Here is a 23109-nt window from a genome sequence, read left to right as displayed (position 1 = left end):
ATTGTCGATCCCGAACAGTTGACTCGTACGGCGTACGAGATAATTGATGGTACGGTGTACGATTAACTTCAATCCTGCAGCCGCGGGGGTATCTTGCCCGCGGCCCTCAGAACCAAGGGGAAATCATGTCACGCGCAATCAAGCATCTGCTCATCGGAGGGCTAATCATCATGACCATGGGAGTTTTCAATGCGGCGACAGCGAGCGAGAATGATCTCAAGCTGACCATCGTCAATCCGCAAAACCTCTACGACCCGACGCCGAACGGCTACAGCACGGCGGTGATTGTGCCCAGCGAAGCCCGCTTGGCCTACATCTCCGGACAGGGCGGCCAAGACAGCACCGGAGCCTTATCGCCCGACTTCGCCGTCCAGGTGAAACAGGCCTACGCGAATTTGCACGCGGCCCTCGATGCGCTCGGCGCGAAGCCGGATCAGGTCGCCAAACTCACGGTCTTCGTGGTCGATCACGACATGTCCAAGCTTGAGGTGCTGACCAGAAACGTCAAGGACATGTTCGGCGAGAGGCTGCCGGCGCAGACCCTCATTCCCGTCCCGAAGCTGGCAATCGACCCGATGCTCTTCGAAGTCGAAGCCGTCGTCATTCTGAAGTAGCCGCGGCAAGGCCATACCGCTCGATCCCCTCGCGACGTCGTTGCCGCACGCGGGGGCTATTCCTCGAAGCGTCTCGTGGCGTCGCGATCGTGGTCGTAACGTCTCGCAAGCGGAAACGGCGGCAGCCAGGACTCGCGACGAACCGTCCACAGTTCATAGGTCGGCATCAGCTGGTCGGGCGCGTCGAGGGATCCCAAGTTCACTTCGATTTCATCAGCGGTGCGAGAGAAAACCGACGAGCCGCAGCGGGGACAGAAAAACCGCCCGGCATAATCACGCGTTTCGCCCTCGATCGTCACCGCATGCTGGGGAAATATCGCGGAAGCGTGAAAAAGCGCGCCGTGATGCTTGCGGCAGTCGAGACAATGGCAAATGCCGACCCGGTAGGGGCTTCCCGATGCCACAATCCGGACATTGCCGCACAGACAGCCGCCCTTGAATCGGTCCATCCTCCGTCTCCTCTATGTGGCATCAAAGTTTTGAGCCAGAAGAAGCTGTCACAAGGCTGCGTCAACGGTCAGCTTCGCTCGTTCTCCCAATTGTCGATCTTTAAAGGTTCTAAAACTTGAGCAAAAGCCTTGTCGCGTGTGACGAGGGTTGCGTCGGTTGCGACGGCATGAGCGGCAATCATCATGTCGAGCGGCGCCAGGGTTACGCCCTTGGCTTCACAGGCGGCACGCAGGTCGCCATATGTTCGCGTAACATCGTGATCCCAGGGGAGGACATCGACCCTGAGCAGGAATTGTCTGATCCGTTCCGACAGGGCTGTCGGATAACCTCGCTTAGCGAGACCGTAAAGCATCTCCCCTTCGGTTACCGACGAGATGACAATGTCCTCCATCGGAAGGACGGCCAACCGTGCGACGATCTCCGGCCGATCGCCCTTGATGACGTGGCTGACGATATTGGTATCGAGCATCCAGGCTGTCATTCCTTCCAGCCCTCGAACGGATCACGATCCTGCGGAGGCTGCCGACGGTCGTCCGCCCCCAGGAAATCATCCGGAACATGATCCTTGCCGTAGAGTTCAAAGAGACCATCCCAAGTATCCGGCTTGCGTGACAGAATGACATCGCCGGTTTTTGGATCACGACGGACGAATACTTCACTCTCGGCGAAGCGGAACTCCGCGGGGAGCCTAACAGCCTGGCTGCGACCTGTTGTAAAAATCTTAGCTGTTCTCGTTGCCATGATGGCCCCCGCGTCTGCGATAGCTACCATGATATATACCTTTGGCTGGCACGAAACAAGTGCTTCACCCGACACGCCAAAGGCTTCCGATCCTCTAAGTTCGGCGTCTCACGAAGCGCCCGATCACTGAACGATCTTGCGCGGGCTCGCCGTGTGCTCTCTTGCCACGACGTTGGAACCGTCGATTTCCTGAAGCAATACGTCGTAGCCCCAGAGATCGGCAAGATGCTGCAGCACGAGCTTCATGTCGGTTTCCTGGAGATAGCAGTCGTTCACGACGATGTGCTGCAAGAGAAGGCGGCGGTCGCCGGCGAGGTCGACGTCGACGATATCGATTGCCGGATCCGTCCAGCCGATATCATATTCGCGCGAGAGTTGGCGGCGGATGCGGAGATAGCCGCGCTCGTTGTGGATCGCCGAAACCAGCACTCCCTCGGTCTGATCCGGATCATCGTAGAGATGGAACAGCCGCAGCTGCCGGATCAGATTGGGGCTCAGGAACTGGCTGATGAAACTCTCGTCCCGGTAATTGGCCCAGATGTCGCGCAGGACGCCCATCGCACCGCCGCGTCCTGCGATATCGGGAAACCACACGCGGTCCTCTTCCGTCGGCTTCGTAACGATCCTCTCGATGTCCTGCATCATCGCAAAACCGAGTGCATAAGGGTTGAAGCCCGAGAAGCGACGGTCGTCGTAGTTCGGCTGGAACACGACATTGGCATGCGATTTCAGGAATTCGAGGAAGTTTCCGTCGGTGATCTGCCCGCTTGCGTGAAGCCGGTTCATGATCTGGTAGTGGACGTAGGTAGCGGTTCCCTCGTTCATCACCTTGGTCTGCCGCTGGGGATGAAAATATTGTGCGACATGGCGGACGATGCGAAGGATTTCGCGCTGCCACGGCTGCAGCCGCGGCGCGGATTTCTCGAGAAAATAAAGGATGTTGTCCTGTGGGAGACCGAGGGCGGCGCGGCGCTTTTCAAGCCCTAAGTCGCCGGCCTTCTTGGTCTTGCCGACGGGAACCGTGCGCCACAGGTCGTTGAACATCTGCTCCTCGTGAGCGCGGCGTTCCTGCAGCCGCTTCTCCTCCTGGCGAAGGTCGAGGGTGTTCTTGCCGGCATATCGATGCACCCCATGCGACATCAGCGCATGCGCCGCGTCGAGCGTGCGCTCCACGGCCACCTCGCCATAACGTTCCTCGCAGCGGGAGATATAGCCCTTGGCGAAATCGAGATAATCGAGGATGCCCTCCGCATCGGTCCAGAGCTTGAAGAGATAGTTGTTCTTGAAGAAGTGGTTATGGCCGAAGGCGGCGTGCGCGATGACGAGCGTCTGCATCGTCGCCGTGTTCTCCTCCATCAGGTAGGAGATGCAGGGCGAGCTGTTGATGACGATTTCATAGGCAAGGTCGCGCATGCCGCGGCGGTAGAAGGTTTCATGATGGGCGAAATGCTTGCCGAAGGACCAATGGCGGTAGAAGAGCGGCATGCCGGTCGATGAATAGGCATCCAGCATCTGCTCCGACGTGATCACTTCGATCTGGTTCGGGTAGACATCGAGGCCGAGTTCGCCGAGCGCGATTTCCTCGCAGGCATCGTGGATGCGCTGCAGCGTTGAAAAGTCCCAGTCGGCACCTTCGAACAGACGCAGCTCTTTCGGCCTCAGCGTGGTTGTCATGGCGTCACCCTCGACTGTGCGTCACGTTTCTGGAAGAGATCGTGGAAGACGGGGAATATCTCGCCTCGCCGGCAGACCTTGCGCATCGAGAGCGGCAGGAGATCGGACCGGATCCCCTCATAGAGCAGCCAGAGAGGCGACCGGGATATCGAAGAGTCGCCGCCCTCTTCGCCGACTTCGATATAGGCGAAATACTGGCAGAGCGGCAAAATTTCCTGCAGCAGATGGCCGGTCAGGTTTCCGTCCGAATGGGCGTTGTCGCCGTCCGAGGCCTGGGCGCCGTAGATGTTCCACTCCGCCGGATCGAAACGCGCCGCGATGATCGCCCGCATTGCCGCCAGCGCACTGGATACCAACGTGCCGCCGGTCGCCGGACCGTAGAAGAAGGTTTCCTCGTCCACCTCCTCGGCCCTGTCGGTGTGGCGGATGAAGACGATCTCCACTTTCTTGTAGCGCCTCGACAGGAAGAGATAGAGCAGCAGGTAGAACCGCTTGGCGAGGTCCTTCATATGTTCCGACATGGAGCCGGAGACGTCCATGAGGCAGAACATCACCGCCTTTGCCACTGGCTTCGGCTCGTTTTCGAAGCGGCGATACCGGACATCGAGCGGATCGATATAGGGGATGCGCCGGCTTTTTTCCGTCAGGGATTTGAGTTTTGCCTCAAGCGCCAGGCGGCTCTCGTCGTCCTCGCATTCCTCGATCTGCCGTTGCAGGGCTTCGATTTCTTCGCGGCGCGGACGATGAAGCGCGACACGGCGCATCATCGCGAGCCTGGTTGTGCGACCGACGGCAATGTTGGCCGGCGATCCCGACACAGAATAACCGGCCCGGAAGGGCGTTTCCTCCTCGGTTTCGGCCAGACGCCGCTTGGCAAGGTCGGGCAGTTCCAGATCGTCCAGGAACACATCGAGGAATTCCTCGCGCGTCAGCACGAAGCGGAAGCCGTCCTCGCCGTCGCCCTCGCCCGCATCCTTGGGTTTTCCGCCTCGGCTGCCGGGCGGGCGTGGGAGAATGTCGCCTTCGACGAAGGCCCTGTTTCCAGGCAGGATATGATCGCGGATGCCGCCGTCGCCCCTACGCAAGCTCGGTTCGGCCATTCCATCGATCGGCAGGCTGATTTCCCCGCCGTCGAGCACATCACGGATGTTACGGTTTTGCAGAGAACGTTTTACCGCCTGCTGCACGGCGCCCTTCATGCGTCGAAGGAACCGCTGCCGATTTTCCAGACTTTTACCGCGCGGATTTAGCCGCCGGTCGACAATGTGCATAATGGCTCCGCATTAGCTTGCCTGTTTGACGCGCATGTACCATTCCACAAGGCGTCGAACCTGCCTCTCGGTGTAACCCCGCGCGGCCATGCGCGAGACGAATTCGCTGTGCTTCTTTTCCGTTTCGGAATCTTTCTTCGATCCGAAGGAAATGACCGGCAAAAGATCCTCGACCTGCGAGAACATTCGCTTTTCGATGACCTCCCGGATTTTCTCGTAACTCGTCCATGACGGGTTCTTTCCGCCGTTGGCTGCCCGCGATCTCAAGCAGAACTTGACGATCTCGTTGCGGAAATCCTTCGGATTGGCGATTCCCGCCGGCTTTTCGATCTTCGTCAGTTCCTGGTTGAGGAGCTCGCGATCGAGAAGCTGGCCGGTATCGGGATCCTTGAAGTCCACGTCCTCGATCCAGGCATCGGCATAATCCACATAGCGGTCGAACAGGTTCTGTCCGTAGTCCGCGTAGGATTCAAGATAAGCCTTCTGGATTTCATTGCCAATGAACTCTGCGTAACGTGGTGCAAGATCGGCCTTGATGAATTCCAGATAGCGCTTCTCGACGTCGTCGGAAAACTGCTCGCGGCGGATCGATTGCTCCAGCACATACATCAGATGAACCGGATCGGCGCCGATGTCGGTAGTGTCGTGATTGAAGGTGGAGGCAAGCACCTTGAAGGCGAAGCGGGTCGATATGCCGTCCATGCCCTCATCGATGCCGGCCGCATCCCGATATTCCTGGACGCTGCGGGCGCGCGGATCCGTCTCCTTCAGGCTCTCGCCGTCATAGGTGCGCATCTTCGAGAAGAAGGTCGAATTCTCGTGCTTGCGCAGGCGTGAAAGCACAGAGAAGCGGGCGAGCATTTCGAGCGTCGCCGGCGCGCATGGCGCGTCCGCGAGTTCCGATCCCTCGATCAGCTTTTCGTAGATCTTCTGCTCTTCCGTCACGCGCAGGCAGTAAGGCACCTTGATCACGCAGATACGGTCGATGAAGGCCTCGTTGTTCTTGTTGGCCTTGAAGGTCTGCCATTCCGCCTCGTTCGAATGCGCAAGGACGATGCCGGAGAAGGGTATGGCGCCGATATTCTCAGTGCCGATATAGTTGCCTTCCTGCGTCGACGTCAGCAGCGGATGCAGCATCTTGATCGGCGCCTTGAACATCTCGACGAATTCAAGGATGCCCTGGTTGGCGCGGTTCAGACCTCCCGAATAGCTGTAGGCATCGGGATCGTTCTGCGAATAGGTCTCCAGCTTGCGGATATCGACCTTGCCGACCAGCGAGGAGATATCCTGGTTGTTCTCGTCTCCGGGCTCGGTCTTGGCAATCGCGATCTGGCGCAGCCGCGACGGCTGTATCCTGACGACGCGGAAGCGGGAAATATCGCCGCCGAAATCATCGAGCCGCTTCAGGCACCACGGGCTCATCAGCCCACTTAGGCGCCGCAGGGGAATGCCGTATTGCTCCTGGAGAAGCGACCCCATGGTTTCCGGGTCGAAGAGATTGAGCGGGCTTTCGAAAACGGGGCTGATCTCGTCGCCCGCTTTCAGCACATAGATCGGATGGATTTCCATCAAAAGCTTCAGCCGCTCCGCCAGCGACGACTTGCCGCCGCCGACCGGGCCGAGGAGATAGAGGATCTGCTTGCGCTCCTCGAGCCCCTGTGCGGCGTGGCGGAAGAAGGAAACGATGCGTTCGATCGTCTCTTCCATGCCGTGGAAGCCGGCAAAGGCAGGATAGATCCGGATGGTCCTGTTCATGAAGATCCGCCCGAGGCGCGCGTCCTTGGCGGTGTCGACCATTTGCGGCTCGCCGATCGCGGCGAGCAGACGCTCGGTCGCATTGGCGTAGGCGATCGGTTCTTTCTTGCAGAGATCGAGATATTCCGCGACCGACATGTCGGCCTCGCGGCGCGCTTCATAACTGCGGGTGAACGCATCGAATACGGATTCGCTCAGCATGGGCCCTCCATCAAGGTTATGCCACAGGCTTCAGGTGTCCCTATAACCATCGAGATGGCCACGACGTTCCTGAGAATCAATAGTTTCGTTAGTATATTCCACGCTCACCGGCCGTTTCTAGCAATGCACGAAATTGTGCATCCACCGGTTCTTTATTTACTCTACGAAACTGTTGATCAGTATAGTTGAGAAAGGCGTAGTCGCGGTATCAGCACATTTCACGACGTGACAAGAAGATCGAAAAGGTGTGCAATGTCGCCCGTGATTCGAGAATTCGAAAAATCAGCGATCGGCAGCCTGTAAGGCCGCCTCGACCGGGCCGGCAGCGATGTGCGAGGCCATGCGGCATCCTGAAATTGGGGATATTCTATTAGGAAGCGGGCGCATGACGGTCATGCGCCCGCTATTCTGATTCTCTCGCCGCTGCCTCTCAGCCATTGAACGCCTTCTCCAATGCGGCGACATCGATCTTGACCATGCCGAGCATCACCTCGGTTACGCGCTTTGCCCGCTCGCGGTCGCCGTCGGCGATCATCTCGGAGAGCACGCGCGGCACGATCTGCCACGAAAGGCCCCAGCGATCCTTAAGCCAGCCGCAGGCCTCCGGCGTGCCGCCATTGGCGAGGAAGGCATCCCATATCCGATCGATCTCGGCCTGGCTTTCCAGGAGAATGGCGATCGAGAAGGAATGGTTGAAGCTGTCGAGCGGACCTGCCTTCATCGCCAGGAATGCCTGGTCGCCGAGCGTGAACTCGATCAGCTCGACGCTGCCTGGAGGCCCACTCGGCGTTTCCGCCGGCAATATCGTTGTGCGGCCGATCCGGGAATCGGGGATGACGGACACGTAGAATTCGACGGCTTCGCGGGCTTCTTCCGCAAACCAGAGATTTGAAACGACCTTCGGCATGAAACAGTCTCCTTGTTGACGGGCATTGATCCGGACCGCTGTCCGATGGCCCAAGGACGTTCCCGTCACCCCGATCCCGACATCTTCGTCATTGGAATTTTCGTCCTGCTTTCGCCGCTTCGACGATCCTGACGACGGTCGCCAAAAGGAGAAAGACGGGCTAAGGACGCCCTGGCACTTCGCAGAATCCTTTCCGAGAATCGATTCCGGTTTTCGCGGCTATGCGCTGGGCACCCGTGTCAAAGGAGGTCTCGCATGCTTCGCCTGCCGCTAACCCTTGTTACTCTTCTCGGTCTGGCCGCTTCTCCTGCTCTCGCCGTCACGCCGCAATTCGGCGTCGGCGCGCAATTCGGCGTCGGCGCGCAATATGACACGACCCATGTCTATGTCGCGCCCAGCGACGTCGACGCCTTCGTCAAGAGTTTCCTCGCCACCTTCGGCGGCACCAGCACCAAGCAGGTGACGGCATCGGTCACGCCGACACCGAGCAGTACCACCTCGCAACTCCTGCGGACCCCGGTCGGCTCCGTCTCGCTCTTCGGCTTCCAGACGCCGATCCCCTATCCCTTCGGCGCCGAGCGATCAGGCTATCTCGTCACCGATCTCGACAAGGCGGTCGCGGCGGCAAAGTCGGCCGGCGCCGACATCATCGTCGCGCCTTTCCAGGACCCGATCGGCCGCGACGCCGTCATCCAGTGGCCGGGCGGCGTCAACATGCAGCTCTATTGGCACACGACGGCGGCCAATTATCCGGCTTTGACAACGATCCCGGAAAACCGGGTCTATGTTTCGGCTGACCGGGTCGCCGCCTTCACCCATGATTTCATCGCCTTCTCCCATGGCAAGGTGGTCTCCGACGATCCGAAGGCACCAGGCATCGAGATCGGCCGGCCGGACGAGACCTTCCACCGCCTGCGCATCGAATCCATCTTCGGCCGCATGACCGTTCTCGTCACCGACGGTCACCTGCCCTTCCCCTATGGCCGAGACACGACCGGCTACGAGACTTCAGATCTCGATGCGACGCTTGACAAGGCGAAGGAGAGCGGCGCCCAGATCCTCGTCGAACCCTACCAGTCGGGCGATCGAAGGGCGGCGATGGTGGAATTCCCCGGCGGCTATGTTGCCGAAATCCACGCCACCGCGGCAAAGTAATCCGAACCGATCCCCTGCCCTCGCAAAACGGACACGACGATGCGCCCAGCCCTTCCCGTCCTGCTGAGCCTGACCGGCGGTTATGTCGATACATCAGGTTTCCTCGCGCTCGGCGGCCTCTTCCCTGCCCATGTCACCGGCAATTTCGTGACGCTCGGCGCAGCTCTTGCCCATGGCACGTCTGGTATCATCGCCAAGCTGCTGGCGCTGCCGGTCTTCTGCCTGACGGTCCTCGCGCTTCGTTATGTCAACCGGCGCTTCGAGGTGCCGGATCAGCTCAGCCTGAAGATCTTGCTGGCCTTCAAACTGGTTTTCCTGATCGTCGGAGGCGCCTGCGCCATCGCTCTTGCGCCCTTCACCAATCCCGACGGCTTTCCGCTCGTCTTCACCGGTATGCTGCTGGTGGTCGCCATGGCGATCCAGAATGCCGCCCACCGTATCCACCTGCCGCAGGCCCCGCCGTCGACGCTGATGACCGGCACGACGACGCAGATCATGATCGATCTCGCCGACCTCGCCAACGGCGCGGACGGAGACACGGGCAAGACCCTGCGCGGACGCCTCGGCCGCATGGTGATCGCGGTTTCCGCCTTCGCGCTCGGCTGTGGCCTGGCCGCCCTGCTTTATACCATCGTGGGAACCTGGTGCTTCGCGCTGCCGCCGCTCTTTGCCGCTGTCTCGCTCGGCCTCGTGCTAACCCCGCAGCAGGCTGCCTGAGCAATAGCCGCTGGATAGCGCCGGTTCGGGAATGAAAGCAGAACATCTTTTCTGGTCTTTCCTTCCCGAATCACTACATTACGCGCCATGAGCAATAGTTTCGACGATATTCCCTTCTTCGACGAAGAGCCGGGCGAGGCGCCGCGCAAGCAGCAATCCCCCCAGGCACCCGCCGGAAGAGTACCCGCCGCCGGTGGCGGCATCGCCGCTCGCGCCATGGCCGCCCGCGACGGCGGCAAGCGGCCGGATTATCTCGCCGGGCTGAACCCCGAGCAGACGGAAGCCGTCGAAACGCTGGAAGGCCCGGTGCTTGTGCTCGCCGGCGCCGGCACCGGCAAGACGCGCGTGTTGACGACCCGCATCGCCCATATCCTCAACACCGGCCGCGCCTTCCCCTCGCAGATCCTCGCCGTCACCTTTACCAACAAGGCTGCCCGCGAGATGAAGGAGCGCATCGCGCTGCTCGTCGGCGGCGCCGTCGAAGGCATGCCCTGGCTCGGCACCTTCCACTCGATCGGCGTGAAGCTCCTGCGCCGCCACGCCGAACTCGTCGGTCTGAGCTCCGATTTCACCATTCTCGATACCGACGACGTCGTCCGACTGATCAAGCAGCTGATCCAGGCCGAGGGGCTCGACGACAAGCGCTGGCCGGCCAAGCAGTTCGCCGGCATGATCGACACCTGGAAGAACAAGGGCCTCGGCCCTGCCGATATCCCCGAGGGTGATGCCCGCGCCTTCGCCAACGGCCGGGGCCGCGACCTCTATTTCGCCTATCAGGCACGCCTCTCGACGCTGAACGCCTGCGATTTCGGCGACCTGCTGATGCATCCGATCGCGATCTTCCGCAAGAACCCGGATCTCCTGAAGGAATATCACGGCCGCTTCCGCTACATCCTCGTCGACGAGTACCAGGACACCAACACTGCCCAGTACATGTGGCTGCGGCTCCTCGCCCAGCGCCCCAAGGGCGAGCCGCAGAATGTCTGCTGCGTCGGCGACGACGACCAGTCGATCTATGGCTGGCGCGGCGCCGAGGTCGACAACATCCTGCGCTTTGAAAAGGATTTCCCCGGCGCCAAGGTCATCAAGCTGGAGCGCAATTACCGCTCGACGGCCCATATCCTCGGTGCTGCCGCCCATCTCATCACCCATAATGAAGGCCGCCTCGGCAAGACGCTCTTCACCGATCGTTCCGATCCTGACGACGTCAAGGTGCAGGTCCACGCCTCCTGGGACTCGGAGGAGGAAGCCCGCGCCATCGGCGAGGAGATCGAGCAGCTCCAGCGCCAGAAGCATCTTTTGAACGACATGGCGATCCTCGTGCGCGCCTCCTTCCAGATGCGCGAATTCGAAGACCGCTTCGTCACCCTCGGCCTGAATTACCGCGTGATCGGCGGCCCGCGCTTCTACGAGCGTCTCGAAATCCGCGATGCCATGGCCTATTTCCGCTTGGTCGCGCAGCCGGCCGACGACCTCGCCTTCGAGCGCATCATCAACACGCCGAAGCGCGGCCTCGGCGATACGACGGTCCGCGCGCTGCACGATTATGCGCGCGCCCGAGACATTCCGATGCTTGCGGCCGCCACCGATATCATCGAGACGGACGAGCTGAAGCCGAAAGCGCGCAAGGCCCTCTTCGACGTGATTCAATCTTTCCGCCGATGGCAGGAACTGCTTGAAAACACACCGCATACCGAACTTGCCGAGCAAATCCTCGAAGAGTCCGGCTATACCGACATGTGGAAGAACGACAAGAGCGCCGAAGCGCCCGGCCGCCTCGAAAACTTGAAGGAACTCATCCGCTCGATGGAGAGCTTCGAGTCGATGCGCGGCTTCCTTGAGCACGTCTCGCTCGTCATGGACGCAGAAACCAATGAGAACCTCGATGCCGTCTCGATCATGACGCTGCACTCGGCCAAGGGTCTCGAATTCGACACCGTCTTCCTGCCCGGCTGGGAAGAAGGCCTCTTCCCGCACCAGCGCTCGCTTGACGAAAGCGGCCGCGCCGGCCTGGAGGAAGAACGCCGCCTCGCCTATGTCGGCATCACCCGCGCCAAGCATCGCTGCCACATCTGGTTCGTCTCCAACCGCCGCATCCACGGGCTCTGGCAATCGACCCTGCCCTCGCGCTTCCTGGACGAACTGCCGGAAACCCATGTCGAGGTCGCCGAGATGGAGCAGAGCTATGGCGGTTATGGCCGCGGCGGCTACGGCCAGTCGCGCTTCGACAAGGCCGAGCCCTTCGCCAACTCCTATTCCACCCCCGGCTGGAAACGCGCCCAGGCCAACAAATCAGACGCCACCCGCGACAACTGGGGCACCCGCTCCGGCCACGCCGTCGAGCGCATCGGCTACGGCGAAAGCGGCCCGAAAGGGCGCACGATCGACGGCGAACTGGTGGCGAAATCCACTTCGTCGGAACCGTCGCGTTTCACCCTCGGCGACCGCGTGTTCCACCTGAAATTCGGCAACGGCAACATCACCGGCATCGAAGGCAACAAGCTGACGATCGAGTTCGACCGCGCCGGACAGAAGCGGGTGTTGGATGGATTTGTGGAGCGCGTCTGAGCTCGTATTTGCGCGCCGCGAAAACGCTCACCCGAGCATCCGCATCTTTCCAAGCCCGAGAATATCGTTGACGAGCGCGATGCCCATGCCCGCGGCGACGATTCCCAATCCGATCAAAAAGAGCTTGCGCGACCGGTCATATTTGACGGCGACAAGGGAGTCGCGCGCCAGCAGATCGGCAAAGACCTTCACCTGGACGGCAATGCCGGCGACGAGGAACAACATCGGCAGGATATCGATGCGGCTCCAGTCATTGGGATTGGAAACCCACACGCTGATGAAGTTGAGCGAGAAACCAAGGATGATCCCGGCCGCCGTCAGCGAGCCGTTGCGGAACGTCGCATCGATCTTTTCGTCTGGATCGGGCTCGGACATGGCTTCGCTTCCCGCTTCTAAGGCTAAGAAAGGCAGAAATCGCGACCGGGGGCAAGGTGGACCAGGCAGCGCACGTCACTGAAGCCGGACGAAATGCCGCAGCGCCACAGGGGCGTGCGAACCGCTCCCTGCCCATCCCACAAGGTGTGACAACCCAACCTCATGCAACCAGCAGCGTAAATTACCGCTCGCCCGAGCAAATCGGCGACGAATAGACCCAACAATTTCAATGAAATAACTTTGGTAACCGAAAGGTTAACGCGCGTCGCCCCGCCTCGTCAATCGCACTTCTGCCCTGTCAAAACGTCGCTTTGACGCTATGCGCAAATCAGCTTAGCGACGATATTGCCCACCCATGAAAGGCGGGCTTCACGACGAACTTTTCAAAGGAGGTTCAAGTGACCAGTGTTTCATCCCTCGGCAGCACATTGACCCAGTACCAGTCCCCGCTTTCCAGTCTCGACAAGAATGGCGACGGCGTGATTTCGGCGGACGAGTTGGCTGCCGCTTCGCAGGCTTCGACATCAAGCAAGGCCGCCACGGACAGTGACAGTGACGACAAGAGCAGCGATGTCGTCAGGAAGATCACCGCCGACATCCTGTCGCTGATGCTCTCCATGCAGAAAACCGACGGCAGCGACGATCAGGGCGACGGCAGCGATCAGAACGATTCCTCCTCCAAAGGCGTCTTCGCGGCGATGGATAAGAATGGCGACGGTAAGTTGACCGAGTCCGAATTCCTCGCCGCCGATCCGAACAGCATCAAGACCTCCGGCGACAGCGATCCGCTTCTCACCAAGGTCCTGACCGACATGCAGACGGCCCTTCAGGCCTACCGCAATACCTACGGCGCTTCCGCCGTGGCAACCGATACCGCGACCGACGACGTGACCGCGGCCTGACGGGCCGAGATGAGGCTCCGCCGGGGGAGCCTCGATCATCGACAGCGCAAAAAAACGCCTATGCGGCGGGCCGAATTTGGCGGCGATCGCCGCCGTCGCCACGGCTTGTTGCCTGCTGATTACTTCAGAACCTTCCCTTCCATTTCGACATACGGGCCAATCCAAACTACTCTTATAGTTGAATTAGAGCCTTCTGTTTCAGCCACTTACTACCGCAAGTGCCAGAATTAACACTTGCAAGCGCGCGCCCGGAAATTCACTAGTTGATGCATCCAGTGCATTTGCATCTTGAATTTAAAGCGAAGGGATTGGCCTTGATGAAAGCGCTGTTGCTCGTCGACATTCAAAACGGCTTCTGTCCGGGCGGCAATCTGCCGGTACCCGATGGCGACAAGGTGGTTCCCGTCGCAAACAGCCTGATCGACAGCGGCAAATATGATCTGATCGTCGCTTCGCAGGACTGGCACCCGCCGGGCCACGGCAGTTTCGCTTCCGCCCATCCGGGTGCCGCCCCCTTCGAGATGGGCGAACTCTCCGGTAAGCCGCAGATGATGTGGCCCGACCACTGCATCCAGGGCACGCTTGACGCCGAGCTGCATCCCGCGCTCAAATCCGAGGAGATCGATCTGATCCAGCAGAAGGGCGAAGATCCCAGGATCGACAGCTATTCGGCTTTCCGCGACAATGACCGGGATGCCTCGACCGGCCTTTCCGATTTCCTCGAGGACCAGGGCGTCACCGATCTCGACGTCTGCGGCCTTGCGACCGATTACTGCGTCAAGTTCTCTGCGCTTGACGCGCTGGAGATGATGCCTGATGTGCGCGTGCGCTTCATCGAAGATGCAAGCCGCGGCATCACCCCCGAAGGTGTGGCCGCCGCAATCGAGGAGATGCGCGCCCACGGCATCGCAGTGATCAAAAGCGCGGACGTGTTGCGCGAATAGGCTGCTTATTTCACGACGTAGACGTCGTACGTCTCATCGCTTCCGGCAACCGGGCCGAAGCGCCTGACGAGGTTTGTCCCGCTCTGGAAGGCAGCAATGTCATCGGGCGTCAGAGATAGCCGCCAAACGTAGCTTTCACGCACGGAAACGGGTGCGCTAACCTGATCGAGCCGCTGCGACAGAAGAATGACGACGGGCGCATGCTCGCTTTCCTGCAAGCGATGGGCGGTTTGCAGAATATCGGCAAGGCTCAGCGAAAGCCGGACGTTCCGGGTAAATCGCACGATGGCGCCGAACCGCTCCTCCCGCAGAAGATAGGTGCGGTTGGGGATATAATAGGGCAAGGCTTCCACAAGATAGTCGGGATCCGCCATGATGATCGCGTCCTTGAGATCAGGACGCGATTGAATGAACGCACCGAGCTCCTTGCTTCGGCTCAGCGGTATTTCGGCGATAAATGCCCGATTGACCTTTTCGATACCGGACATCACCTGCAGCGTCAGCAATATCAGGAAGCATAGTCGCCCGAACTTCACGATGCCGCTGGCAGCTTCGTTACCGGCAACGCCCGTCGCCCTGCCTTGGGTCAAAGCGGTGATCGCGATCATGAAAACCAGCCAAAGCGCCTGATGCCTGTATCCGCCGGGATAGACCAGCGCAAAAAGCAACAAAAACCCTGCAAGAACCAGCGCTGCGGCGATCAGCGCCGGCAGCCGGTTCGCCAAAGTCAACAGGCTGCCGCAGACCAGCACGGACATCAACGCCGCTAAAAGACGAGAGGCCACCGGATAGGCAACGACCAGTTCAATAAAGGCGTCGGGATAGAACGCCAAAAAATGCGAGCCGGGCGCGACGAGAGCGCGAAGGACAAGCAACGCGAAATTCTCGCCGCTGAGATCGTTCTGCGCCGCATCATTGAAGGTCGGATAGACCGTCAGGAAACATAAAATAATTCCCACGGCGGCAATGGCAGCGGCTGTCGCAAAGGCCCGATATGCCGTCAGGGCAGGCCTTGGTCGTGTCAGAACCAAATCGAAAAACCAATAGGCAAGGAAGCCGCCGACAATAACGACCGAATGGACGTTGGTATTTGCCAGCAAGGCGAACAACAGGCCGAGCAATATGCCGTTACGTGCCCCTTTCTCCCAACTCAGGACGATCAGGAAGATCACAAGCATGCTGATGCCGTAATTTCGCGCCATCGCGGCATAGTCGAAAATCGAAAAGCTGCCGAACAACGATAGCAGCATGATAGAAATCGGCAGTTTCAGCCTGAAAACAAGAAGATAGGCCGAAGTCGCCGCGATCGTCAGTGCGACGATCTTCAGGACGACAGGTGAGCCGACCACGGCGTAGGCGGCGCGAAGCAGGATATGCCAGAGGGCAGGATGACCATCACCCTGCATCAGGCGAAGCATATCGATGAAATTGTCTCCCTGAATGGCGAATGACAAGGCGCGAACCTCGTCACGCCAAACCGTTTCGGACCAGCAAAGGGCAGACGCCAGCGCAAGCCAGACCATAAAGGTCAACACCTTGCCGAACCTGGCGGATCGAGGTTCATCGATAGCAGAGACAATCAAGGCCAAATAACGCGCAACCCGGTGAACGAAAGGATCACGACTATATCGGCACCGACATAATTTGGCGTTAAGTGTCGGCTCCGGTTTGATTTCGGGAAGCTAAGGCTGAAAGATCGCCACGCGCTTTAGGATTTTTCCTCCCTCTCAAGCAGATGAATATCCTCGCCCACATCCTCCAATCTTCTCAACAGGGCCGCATGCGCATCTCTCAGCCCTCGATTGTAGAAGTATGGCCCGACCTCCTCTGCGAAGAAATCAAGCAGGAATTCCGCCGGCAGCGCGCCGATGGGATCGAGTTCCCGGTCGAAATAGGCGCGGATACGCGAAACGATCTCTGCCTTCTCTTCCTTGGAAAATTCGATCTTCTTCATGGGTTCCCCTTCTGCCGAATGCGATCAGGACCTTGATGCTTCAGCGAAATCGATCGGTCAATCAACGAAATTCAATTGCCGTGCCAAGCCATAGACCATAAGGGAAACCTGAATTTCCAACAGGATCACCCAGATGAATCGCGCCGACTTTATTGAAGGTTTGCGAGGTGGCTTTGCCGTTGCGCTGGCATCGGCACCCTTTGGCGCTCTCTTCGGAGCCTTGGCGGTCGAGAACGGCATGTCCCTCTCCGAGGCCGCCTTCATGAGCGCCACCGTCTATGCCGGCGCCAGCCAGATGGTCGGCATCGAGCTCTTCGGTCACCATGTCCAGGCGTGGCTGATCGTGCTGTCGATCCTCGCCGTCAACTTCCGCCACGTGCTCTATTCGGCGGCCCTAGCGCGCTATATCGGCCATTTCACGCCGGTGCAGAAATTCTTCACCTTCTTCCTGCTCGTCGATCCGCAATTTGCCGCGGCGGTGAAGCACGGCGAGGCCGGCCGGTCCCTTACCTTCGCCTGGTATTTCGGCTTCGCCATCATCATCTACATTCCCTGGATACTGACCAGCATCGCCGGCGGCCTGCTCGGCGGCTTCATCGGCGATCCCAAGGCGATCGGCCTCGATATCCTGCTGCCGGCCTATTTCCTCGGCATCGTCCTCGGCTTCCGCAAGCGCGACAATTTCCTGCCCGTGGCGCTCGTCAGTGCCGTGGCCTCCGTATTCGCCTATCGCTATGTCGGCTCGCCCTGGCATGTCAGCCTCGGTGCTGCCGCCGGCATCGTCCTCGCCGCCCTGCTGCCGCTGCCGCCGCAAGAGCCTGATCTTGAAGCCGACGCCCTTCAATCCGAAGTGCACGAGGTCTGAGTGATGGAATTCGATCTTCACATGGCGCTCGTCATCATTGCCGCAGCCGTCGCCACTTTCGCCACCCGCATCGGCGGCTATATCCTCATCACTCGAATGAAGAGCATTCCGCCGCGTATGGAGGCGGCGCTGAATGCCGTGCCGGCCGCCGTGCTGACGACGCTCGTCGCACCCGCCTTCTTCATCGGCGGCTGGGAATCGAAACTGGCGCTGGTCGTCGCCCTCTTCGTCGGCCTGCGCATCTCGCATACGTGGATGCTGGTCGCCGCCTGGATCGTCGTGATGATCTGGCGCCATGCCGGTGGGCTCTGAGCACCGGCTCGACGCCGATGCTCAGACGCCGTTGGTCTAATATTCCAGCGGCAACGTTGCGTTTTCGAGCCATGCCCTGACGTCGCGATCATGGATCAGCGGCATCAGCGCCTCGCGCGTGCGGCGGTGGTAGTCGTTGAACCAATGCAGCTCGTCATGGGTCAGAAGCTCCGGAATGACGAGGCTGCGGTCGATCGGGCAGAAGGTCAGCGTCTCGAAACCGAGCATCGCCATGTCGCCGCCCTCGATCTCCTCGGCTCCACGGACATAAATCAGGTTCTCGATGCGGATGCCGAAGCTGCCCGGCCGGTAATAGCCAGGCTCGTTCGAGAGAATCATGCCGGGCAGCAGTTCCTGCGTCGAAAGCCTGGAGATGCGCTGCGGTCCCTCGTGCACCGAGAGATAGGAGCCGACGCCATGGCCGGTGCCGTGGGCGAAATCAGCCCCTGCCCGCCACAGCGCGATGCGCGCCAGCGGGTCGAGGTCGCAGCCGCGCGTACCCTTCGGAAAACGCGCCGTGCTGATGTCGATCATGCCCTTCAACACCAGCGTGAAGAAGCGGCGATGCTCCTCGGAAACCGCGCCGATGCCGACGGTGCGGGTGATGTCGGTCGTGCCATTGATATATTGCGCGCCGGAATCGATCAGGAAGAGTTCGCCGGCCTCGATCATCCGGTTGGTCTCGGTCGTCACGCGGTAGTGCATGATCGCCGCATGTTCGCCCGCACCCGAAATCGTGTCGAAGGAAATGTCCTTCAGCGGGTTCTGCATGCTCTGGCCGACGTGGGCGCGCGCCGCTTCGAGACGCTCGGCGGCGGCGATCTCGCTCACCGTGCCCGGCTTTTCCTGCAACAGCCAGTAGAGGAATTCCACCATCGCCGCCCCGTCCTGCAGATGGGCCACGGCCGAACCGTTGATCTCGACGTCGTTCTTCACCGCGCGCGGCAGCTTGGCCGGATCGATGCCTTCCACCACTTCGCCGCCCGCCTTGCGGATGATCTCGGAAAGCGCATGGGAAGCGATATCGGGGTCGATCAGCACGCGGCCGCCATTCCGGGAAACGGCGGCAAGCCTCTCCTCCAGGGCCGAGGGCGGCAGTTGCGTCGAGATCTGCCCGAGATAGGCCTCCGGCTCGATGCCGGTCTTGCGCTTGTCGAGAAAGAGTTCGGCCCGCCCGTCGGCATGGATGATGGCGCGCGCCAGCGGATGCGGCGTGTGCGGCACGTCGGCGCCGCGGATGTTGAAGGTCCAGGCGACCGAGGAGGGATCGGCGATCAGCACCGCCGCGAGGTTTTTCTTCTTCAGATCGGCGGCGATCGTCGCGATCTTGTCGCTCGCCAGCACCCCGGCCTGGGCGACATTCTGGATGCTGACCGCGCCTAGTGGGTCGGCCGGCCGGTCGCTCCAGAGCCTGTCGAGCGGATTGTGCGACAGGAAGACCAGCGTGCCGCCGATTTCCGCAAGCGCCCTTTCCAGGCGGCGAACTTCCGCACCGGCATGCAGCCACGGGTCGATGCCGAGCCGCAGGCCCTTCCCGCCATTGGCGGCAAGCCAGAGATGCGGAGGTTCGTTGACGAGATCGCCACCTGAGAAGACCGAACCGTCGACCTGTTCGGCAAGCTGGGTCACATAGCGCCCGTCGACGAAGACGATCGCCTGGGTGCGCAGGACGAGCGCGATGCCAGCCGAGCCGGTAAAGCCCGTCAGCCAGGCCAGTCGCTCCGAGCCCGCGGGAACATATTCACCGTTGAATTCGTCGGCGCGCGGCACGAGGAAGGCGTCGATGCCGAGCGAATCGAAAGTAGCGCGCAGCGCCGATACCCGATCCCTGCCGAATTGCGGCGTGGAGGTGAGGTCGAAGGACTGGAACATGCTGAAAACCCGAATGGTTGAGACGAATCCGGTTAATGGGATGGCCGCCATGTTAGCGAAATTTCAATCGATGGGGAGAAAAAGCGACGAAACGAGTCGAAACCGCTGAGCCCGCTCGATATTTTGACAGAACTGTGACGACAAAAGTTAATTTGGCACGCTTTATGCATTGGCCGCATGGCTCCCATGAGCGAAACCCTCTGCCTCCGCGTTTCAGAATAGCTATATAGACGCCATCGAACGGTTCGGATGAACCAGCAAACAAAGGAATTTTTGAATGACCGCCTCTCTCTCGCGCTTCGCATACAGCAGCCCGGTGCAGGCTGGCGAACGCCAGACCGTGCGTCACGTAATCGGCGCCCGCCGCCCGCAGAACGAAGACAGCCTCAAGCTGCTCGGTGCAGGCCAGCGCGCCACGCGCCACAAGGGCGCTCCCAGCTACGCGTTCTAAGTCTGAAAGCCCGTCCGTCTCCTCCCTCCCGGACCGGCCTATTGGAATGCAGTAGAGCCCGCTCGAGCGCTCCTCCTCCTTCGAGCTCGCGGGCATTGACCGGATAGACCGGTCCAAGGCGGTGCCATCGGCACCGCCTTTTTTGTTGTGTTGGTGAGGGCACGTGAAATGTGTCCTGTGGAATGACCGAGGTCGCGGCATGCCTCTTCTCCCCGGCGGGGAGAAGGTGCCGGCAGGCGGATGAGGGGGCCGCGCGGCACACCATTCATTGCCCTTCGCTTGCGCTCAGCGCATTCGCGGCTCTTCGCCGCTCACCCCCTCATCTGCCCTTCGGGCATCTTCTCCCCGCTGGGTAGAAGAGGGAAATTGCCGCACCGTCAGCCCCAACTCTCTCCCTCGTCAAGGCCGGTCGAAGTGGATGGTCACCCAGCCATTGCGCCAAATCGTCCTGACATGGCGAAGCCTCGCGCCGCTATAGGCGGCAATCACCTTCCAGCGTTGGCTGGCCAGAATGCCTGAAAGAATGACCGATCCGCCCGGCGCAAGATGCATCGCGAGCTGCGGCGCCATGCGGATCAACGGCCGCGCCAGGATGTTGGCGATGATGAGATCGAAGGGGCCGTGCTCGGAAAAGGCCGTCGAATGAAAGCCCGGCGCGGTCCGGGTGACGATGCCGGATGCGATGCCGTTGCGGCGCACGTTCTCGGCCGCCACCCTGGTTGCGACCGGATCGATATCTGTCGCCAGCACCGGTATGTTCTTGAGCTTGCGCACCGCGATCGCCAGCACGCCGCTGCCGGTGCCGAGATCGAGCGCGTTGCGGACCGGGCGCGAGCGCACCACGGCGTCGATCACTTCAAGGCAGCCGGCCGTCGTGCCGTGATGGCCGGTGCCGAAGGCCTGGCCGGCATCGATCTCGATGGCGATATCGCCGGGGCGAACCTTGTCGCGGTCATGCGATCCATGCACCAGGAAGCGCCCTGCCCTGACGGGCTTCAGGCCCTCTAGCGATTTCACCACCCAGTCGACATCGGGGATGACTTCGCGCTGCAGCCGGGCCTCGGGAAAGGCGCTCTTCAGCGCCCCGTCGACGCGGGAACGTACATCCGCCTCGTCCTCGGCCATCATATAGATCGAGGCTTCCCAGATGTCCTTCTTCTCGTCGATCTCGGTGGTGCCGATGGCAAAGTCTTCTTCACCGAAGACCTCGCTCAGAAGGTCGAGAATCTCCTCGGCCTTGCTTTCGGTCGTCGACACATAAAGGCGGATTTCACTCACGATAGGCGGTCTTTCCGTTTTCCTTGCCCGCCGCCGGTCGGGCCAGCGCCCTATGACCCCTTGCTGACGAGATTCTCCAGCTTCTTTACCGCCGTGTCCGGGTTTTCGCCATAGGCGATCGTTCCGGAAAAACGCCCGGCAGAATCGAGCAGGAAGACCGAGGCGGTGTGATCCATCGTATAGTCGCCGTTCGGGTTCTTCTCATCGACCGGCACCTTCTTGGCGTAAACGCGAAAACCCTTGATGACCTCGGCGATCTTGTCAGGCGGGCCAGAAATGCCGGTGATGCGCTTGGAAACGTTGGAAACGTACTGGTCCATGATCTCGGGCGTGTCACGCTCCGGATCGACGGTCACGAAATAGGCCTGCAGCTTGGTGCCGTCGGGATCGACCTTCTCCATCCAGCCGTTCAGCTCGAAAAGCGTCGTCGGGCAGACCTCAGGGCAATGCGTGAAACCGAAGAACAGCGCCGTCGGCTTGCCGCGCAACGCCTGTTCGGTGATCGGCTGCCCGCTCTGGGAGACCAAGGTGAACGGCACGCCGAATGGCGCTTCCGCCACGATCTCCCGAGATTTCATGGGATAGAGCGTCAATACGCCGAGAACGCCGGCGATAAACAGCACGGCGACCCAGATGACGATGCGGAATGTCTTCATTGGCATGAACCTCGATCCGGGCGGATATGCGCCGCCCACCCCTGCGCGTTCCGGTGATTATAGTCTCGGCCGGATGCACGCAATTCAAGAATATGTTTTCTGACCCGTGATTAATTGTCTCAGCGATCACCGCCGCGGTTTTCGAAAAATCCGCGCGTCGCCATCGGCATGGGTAAAAAAAAACATCATGTTTTGAACGCTTTGCTTTCTAGACCGACCGGCAATAGCGAGATGCATATCATTAGGAAAGACTTAAGCGGTCATATCTATATTTAGCAATGCGTGCGGCGTGTTCGTGCCGTTCTGACATGAAGTCTGCCGAGGACGCTCGGCGGCGTGGGGATAGCAAGGCTTTGATCGGGAAATCCGGCGAGGAAGTGAAGATTGGTGGTGACCTGGTGACGGCGGTCGGTGGAGCGCTCCGCCAGCTCGGCGAAGATGTTCTGCGCATCGACGAACACGTTAAATCAATCGTAACCTCTGCGCGCGAACAATCGGTTGGATTGAGCGAAATCAATACATCGATCAGCCGGATGGATCAGGTCACGCAGAAGAACGCGGCCGTGGTGGAAGAGGCGAATGCCGCAAGCCATAGGCTCGCCATCGACGCTGAAAACCTGACGCAGTTGGTCAAGCAGTTCAAAATCGGCGAGGGCATGACCGCCCGGCAAACGCAGCGAGAGGCAACGCCCGCCTCGCATTCGAGACCTTCTCCCGCACGCAGCCTGATCGGCAAAGTCGCGGGCGCATTCAACGGCGGTTCTGCCGCCACAGCCATCGCCTCTCCCGCCGGGAACAACTGGGAAGAATTCTGACCATGAACAACAACGCCATCAAGCAGTCGGGCGCCTATCTCGAAATCGTTTCGTTCCACCTGGGCGACCAGGAATTCTGCATCGACATCATGGCCATCCGCGAAATCCGCGGCTGGGCGCCGGTGACGCCGATGCCGCACACTCCGCCCTACGTGCTCGGCCTCATCAACCTGCGCGGCGCGGTCATCCCGGTCATCGACATGGCCTGCCGCCTCGGCATGAAGATGACCGAGCCCTCCGAGCGCTCGGCGATCATCGTCACCGACATCGCCGGCAAGCTGGTCGGCCTGCTGGTTGAGCAGGTTTCCGACATGATGACCATCAAGAGCGAAGACCTGCAGCCGCCGCCGGAAATCATCCCGGAAGCCCAGCGCGCCTTCTGCCGCGGCATCGTCGCGCTTGAGAAGACCATGGTCTGCTTCCTGAACCTCGACACCGTCATCGCCGACGAGCTGACGCAGGCTGCTTAAGCGCTGCCGATGTCCAGTTTCAAAGGCCCGGCTCGTCCGGGCCTTTTTCGTTTCGGTCTGGAGAGCAAGCAGACTTTGCGTGTGCAGCCACCTCACCCTAACCCTCTCCCCGGAGGGTAGAGGGGACGTGACAAACATAGCCTCGAAAATATGCGGAGACGA

General features: G+C 60.4%; 24 protein-coding genes and 1 pseudogene. 11 read left to right on the top strand and 14 right to left on the bottom strand.

The window, feature by feature from the left end; genetic code table 11:
- Window positions 1-125: 125 nt before the first annotated feature.
- Window positions 126-614, top strand: a complete 489-nt coding sequence (locus EFD55_RS05585; RefSeq protein WP_125843619.1) for a RidA family protein — start codon at window positions 126-128, stop codon at window positions 612-614.
- A 56-nt stretch (window positions 615-670) separates the two neighbouring features.
- Here the strand turns inward: EFD55_RS05585 and EFD55_RS05580 are convergent, their stop codons facing one another.
- The 7 genes from EFD55_RS05580 to EFD55_RS05550 all read right to left on the bottom strand — a co-directional run bounded on the left by EFD55_RS05580 (window position 671) and on the right by EFD55_RS05550 (window position 7613).
- Window positions 671-1063: a GFA family protein gene (locus EFD55_RS05580; RefSeq protein WP_125843618.1), complete on the bottom strand. Its 393-nt coding sequence runs from the start codon at window positions 1061-1063 to the stop codon at window positions 671-673.
- 68 nt (window positions 1064-1131) lie between these two features.
- On the bottom strand, window positions 1132-1545 hold the full coding sequence (locus tag EFD55_RS05575; protein WP_125843617.1) for a type II toxin-antitoxin system VapC family toxin: 414 nt from the start codon (window positions 1543-1545) through the stop codon (window positions 1132-1134).
- Entirely contained in the window at window positions 1542-1805 is a 264-nt protein-coding gene (locus tag EFD55_RS05570) for an antitoxin (RefSeq protein ID WP_125843772.1), read from the bottom strand. The genes EFD55_RS05575 and EFD55_RS05570 overlap by 4 nt, the downstream gene beginning before the upstream one ends.
- Before the next feature lie 123 nt (window positions 1806-1928).
- Window positions 1929-3479: a SpoVR family protein gene (locus EFD55_RS05565; protein ID WP_125843616.1), complete on the bottom strand. Its 1551-nt coding sequence runs from the start codon at window positions 3477-3479 to the stop codon at window positions 1929-1931.
- Window positions 3476-4750 (bottom strand): YeaH/YhbH family protein, encoded by a 1275-nt coding sequence (locus EFD55_RS05560; protein WP_125843615.1) that lies wholly within the window; start codon window positions 4748-4750, stop codon window positions 3476-3478. The genes EFD55_RS05565 and EFD55_RS05560 overlap by 4 nt, the downstream gene beginning before the upstream one ends.
- 12 nt (window positions 4751-4762) lie before the next feature.
- Window positions 4763-6706 (bottom strand): PrkA family serine protein kinase, encoded by a 1944-nt coding sequence (locus EFD55_RS05555; RefSeq protein WP_125843614.1) that lies wholly within the window; start codon window positions 6704-6706, stop codon window positions 4763-4765.
- A 430-nt stretch (window positions 6707-7136) separates the two neighbouring features.
- Window positions 7137-7613, bottom strand: coding sequence for a VOC family protein (locus EFD55_RS05550; RefSeq protein ID WP_125843613.1), 477 nt, complete (start codon window positions 7611-7613; stop codon window positions 7137-7139).
- Window positions 7614-7868: 255 nt separating this feature from the next.
- On the opposite strand from EFD55_RS05550, the gene EFD55_RS05545 reads away from it, so the two are divergent.
- From EFD55_RS05545 to EFD55_RS05535, 3 genes are all read left to right on the top strand, one after another.
- Complete coding sequence (locus EFD55_RS05545; RefSeq protein WP_125843612.1) at window positions 7869-8768, top strand: glyoxalase; 900 nt, start codon at window positions 7869-7871, stop codon at window positions 8766-8768.
- 39 nt (window positions 8769-8807) lie between these two features.
- Complete coding sequence (locus tag EFD55_RS05540) at window positions 8808-9485, top strand: YoaK family protein (RefSeq protein WP_125843611.1); 678 nt, start codon at window positions 8808-8810, stop codon at window positions 9483-9485.
- Window positions 9486-9572: 87 nt separating this feature from the next.
- Window positions 9573-12053, top strand: coding sequence for an ATP-dependent helicase (locus tag EFD55_RS05535; RefSeq protein WP_125843610.1), 2481 nt, complete (start codon window positions 9573-9575; stop codon window positions 12051-12053).
- A 27-nt stretch (window positions 12054-12080) separates the two neighbouring features.
- Here the strand turns inward: EFD55_RS05535 and EFD55_RS05530 are convergent, their stop codons facing one another.
- Window positions 12081-12428 carry a hypothetical protein gene (locus EFD55_RS05530; protein WP_125843609.1) on the bottom strand — a complete coding sequence of 116 codons (348 nt, stop codon included), beginning with the start codon at window positions 12426-12428 and terminating at the stop codon, window positions 12081-12083.
- Between the two features lie 398 nt (window positions 12429-12826).
- Between EFD55_RS05530 and EFD55_RS05525 the strand changes: the two genes are divergently transcribed.
- A complete protein-coding gene (locus EFD55_RS05525) occupies window positions 12827-13330 on the top strand; it encodes an EF-hand domain-containing protein (protein WP_125843608.1) in 504 nt (167 codons plus the stop codon).
- Window positions 13331-13647: 317 nt separating this feature from the next.
- The gene (gene pncA / locus EFD55_RS05520) at window positions 13648-14274 is read left to right on the top strand and encodes a bifunctional nicotinamidase/pyrazinamidase (RefSeq protein WP_125843607.1); all 627 of its coding nucleotides are present in this window, start codon (window positions 13648-13650) and stop codon (window positions 14272-14274) included.
- Window positions 14275-14279: 5 nt separating this feature from the next.
- On the opposite strand, the gene EFD55_RS05515 is transcribed toward pncA, so the two are convergent.
- The 3 genes from EFD55_RS05515 to EFD55_RS33635 all read right to left on the bottom strand — a co-directional run bounded on the left by EFD55_RS05515 (window position 14280) and on the right by EFD55_RS33635 (window position 16468).
- Window positions 14280-15863: a hypothetical protein gene (locus EFD55_RS05515; protein WP_125843606.1), complete on the bottom strand. Its 1584-nt coding sequence runs from the start codon at window positions 15861-15863 to the stop codon at window positions 14280-14282.
- Between the two features lie 119 nt (window positions 15864-15982).
- Entirely contained in the window at window positions 15983-16228 is a 246-nt protein-coding gene (locus tag EFD55_RS05510) for a DUF2164 domain-containing protein (RefSeq protein ID WP_125843605.1), read from the bottom strand.
- 57 nt (window positions 16229-16285) lie between these two features.
- A complete protein-coding gene (locus tag EFD55_RS33635; RefSeq protein ID WP_245438402.1) occupies window positions 16286-16468 on the bottom strand; it encodes a hypothetical protein in 183 nt (60 codons plus the stop codon).
- Between EFD55_RS33635 and EFD55_RS05505 the strand changes: the two genes are divergently transcribed.
- Together EFD55_RS05505 and EFD55_RS05500 are read left to right on the top strand one after the other, a co-directional pair.
- Entirely contained in the window at window positions 16389-17093 is a 705-nt protein-coding gene (locus tag EFD55_RS05505) for an AzlC family ABC transporter permease (RefSeq protein ID WP_245438398.1), read from the top strand. The genes EFD55_RS33635 and EFD55_RS05505 overlap by 80 nt on opposite strands.
- 3 nt (window positions 17094-17096) lie before the next feature.
- The gene (locus EFD55_RS05500; protein ID WP_125843603.1) at window positions 17097-17405 is read left to right on the top strand and encodes an AzlD family protein; all 309 of its coding nucleotides are present in this window, start codon (window positions 17097-17099) and stop codon (window positions 17403-17405) included.
- Window positions 17406-17441: 36 nt separating this feature from the next.
- Here the strand turns inward: EFD55_RS05500 and EFD55_RS05495 are convergent, their stop codons facing one another.
- On the bottom strand, window positions 17442-19277 hold the full coding sequence (locus tag EFD55_RS05495; RefSeq protein ID WP_125843602.1) for an aminopeptidase P family protein: 1836 nt from the start codon (window positions 19275-19277) through the stop codon (window positions 17442-17444).
- A 277-nt stretch (window positions 19278-19554) separates the two neighbouring features.
- Here EFD55_RS05495 and EFD55_RS33050 point away from each other — a divergent pair, with 277 nt between their 5' ends.
- Window positions 19555-19728: a hypothetical protein gene (locus EFD55_RS33050; RefSeq protein WP_003541368.1), complete on the top strand. Its 174-nt coding sequence runs from the start codon at window positions 19555-19557 to the stop codon at window positions 19726-19728.
- A 399-nt stretch (window positions 19729-20127) separates the two neighbouring features.
- On the opposite strand, the gene EFD55_RS05490 is transcribed toward EFD55_RS33050, so the two are convergent.
- Both EFD55_RS05490 and EFD55_RS05485 read right to left on the bottom strand, forming a co-directional pair.
- Window positions 20128-21006, bottom strand: a complete 879-nt coding sequence (locus tag EFD55_RS05490) for a 50S ribosomal protein L11 methyltransferase (protein ID WP_125843601.1) — start codon at window positions 21004-21006, stop codon at window positions 20128-20130.
- Between the two features lie 50 nt (window positions 21007-21056).
- Complete coding sequence (locus tag EFD55_RS05485) at window positions 21057-21662, bottom strand: SCO family protein (RefSeq protein ID WP_125843771.1); 606 nt, start codon at window positions 21660-21662, stop codon at window positions 21057-21059.
- A gap of 341 nt (window positions 21663-22003) precedes the next feature.
- On the opposite strand from EFD55_RS05485, the pseudogene EFD55_RS05480 reads away from it, so the two are divergent.
- A pseudogene (locus EFD55_RS05480) lies at window positions 22004-22477 on the top strand (methyl-accepting chemotaxis protein); the annotation flags it as partial.
- A gap of 2 nt (window positions 22478-22479) precedes the next feature.
- Window positions 22480-22947 (top strand): chemotaxis protein CheW, encoded by a 468-nt coding sequence (locus tag EFD55_RS05475; protein ID WP_017965084.1) that lies wholly within the window; start codon window positions 22480-22482, stop codon window positions 22945-22947.
- The last annotated feature ends 162 nt before the right edge of the window (window positions 22948-23109 follow it).

It is taken from the genome of Rhizobium pisi (assembly GCF_003938655.1).
Lineage (GTDB): Bacteria > Pseudomonadota > Alphaproteobacteria > Rhizobiales > Rhizobiaceae > Rhizobium > Rhizobium pisi.
Note: the sequence above shows the minus strand (reverse complement) of the source record. Positions and strands in the feature narration are given on the sequence as shown.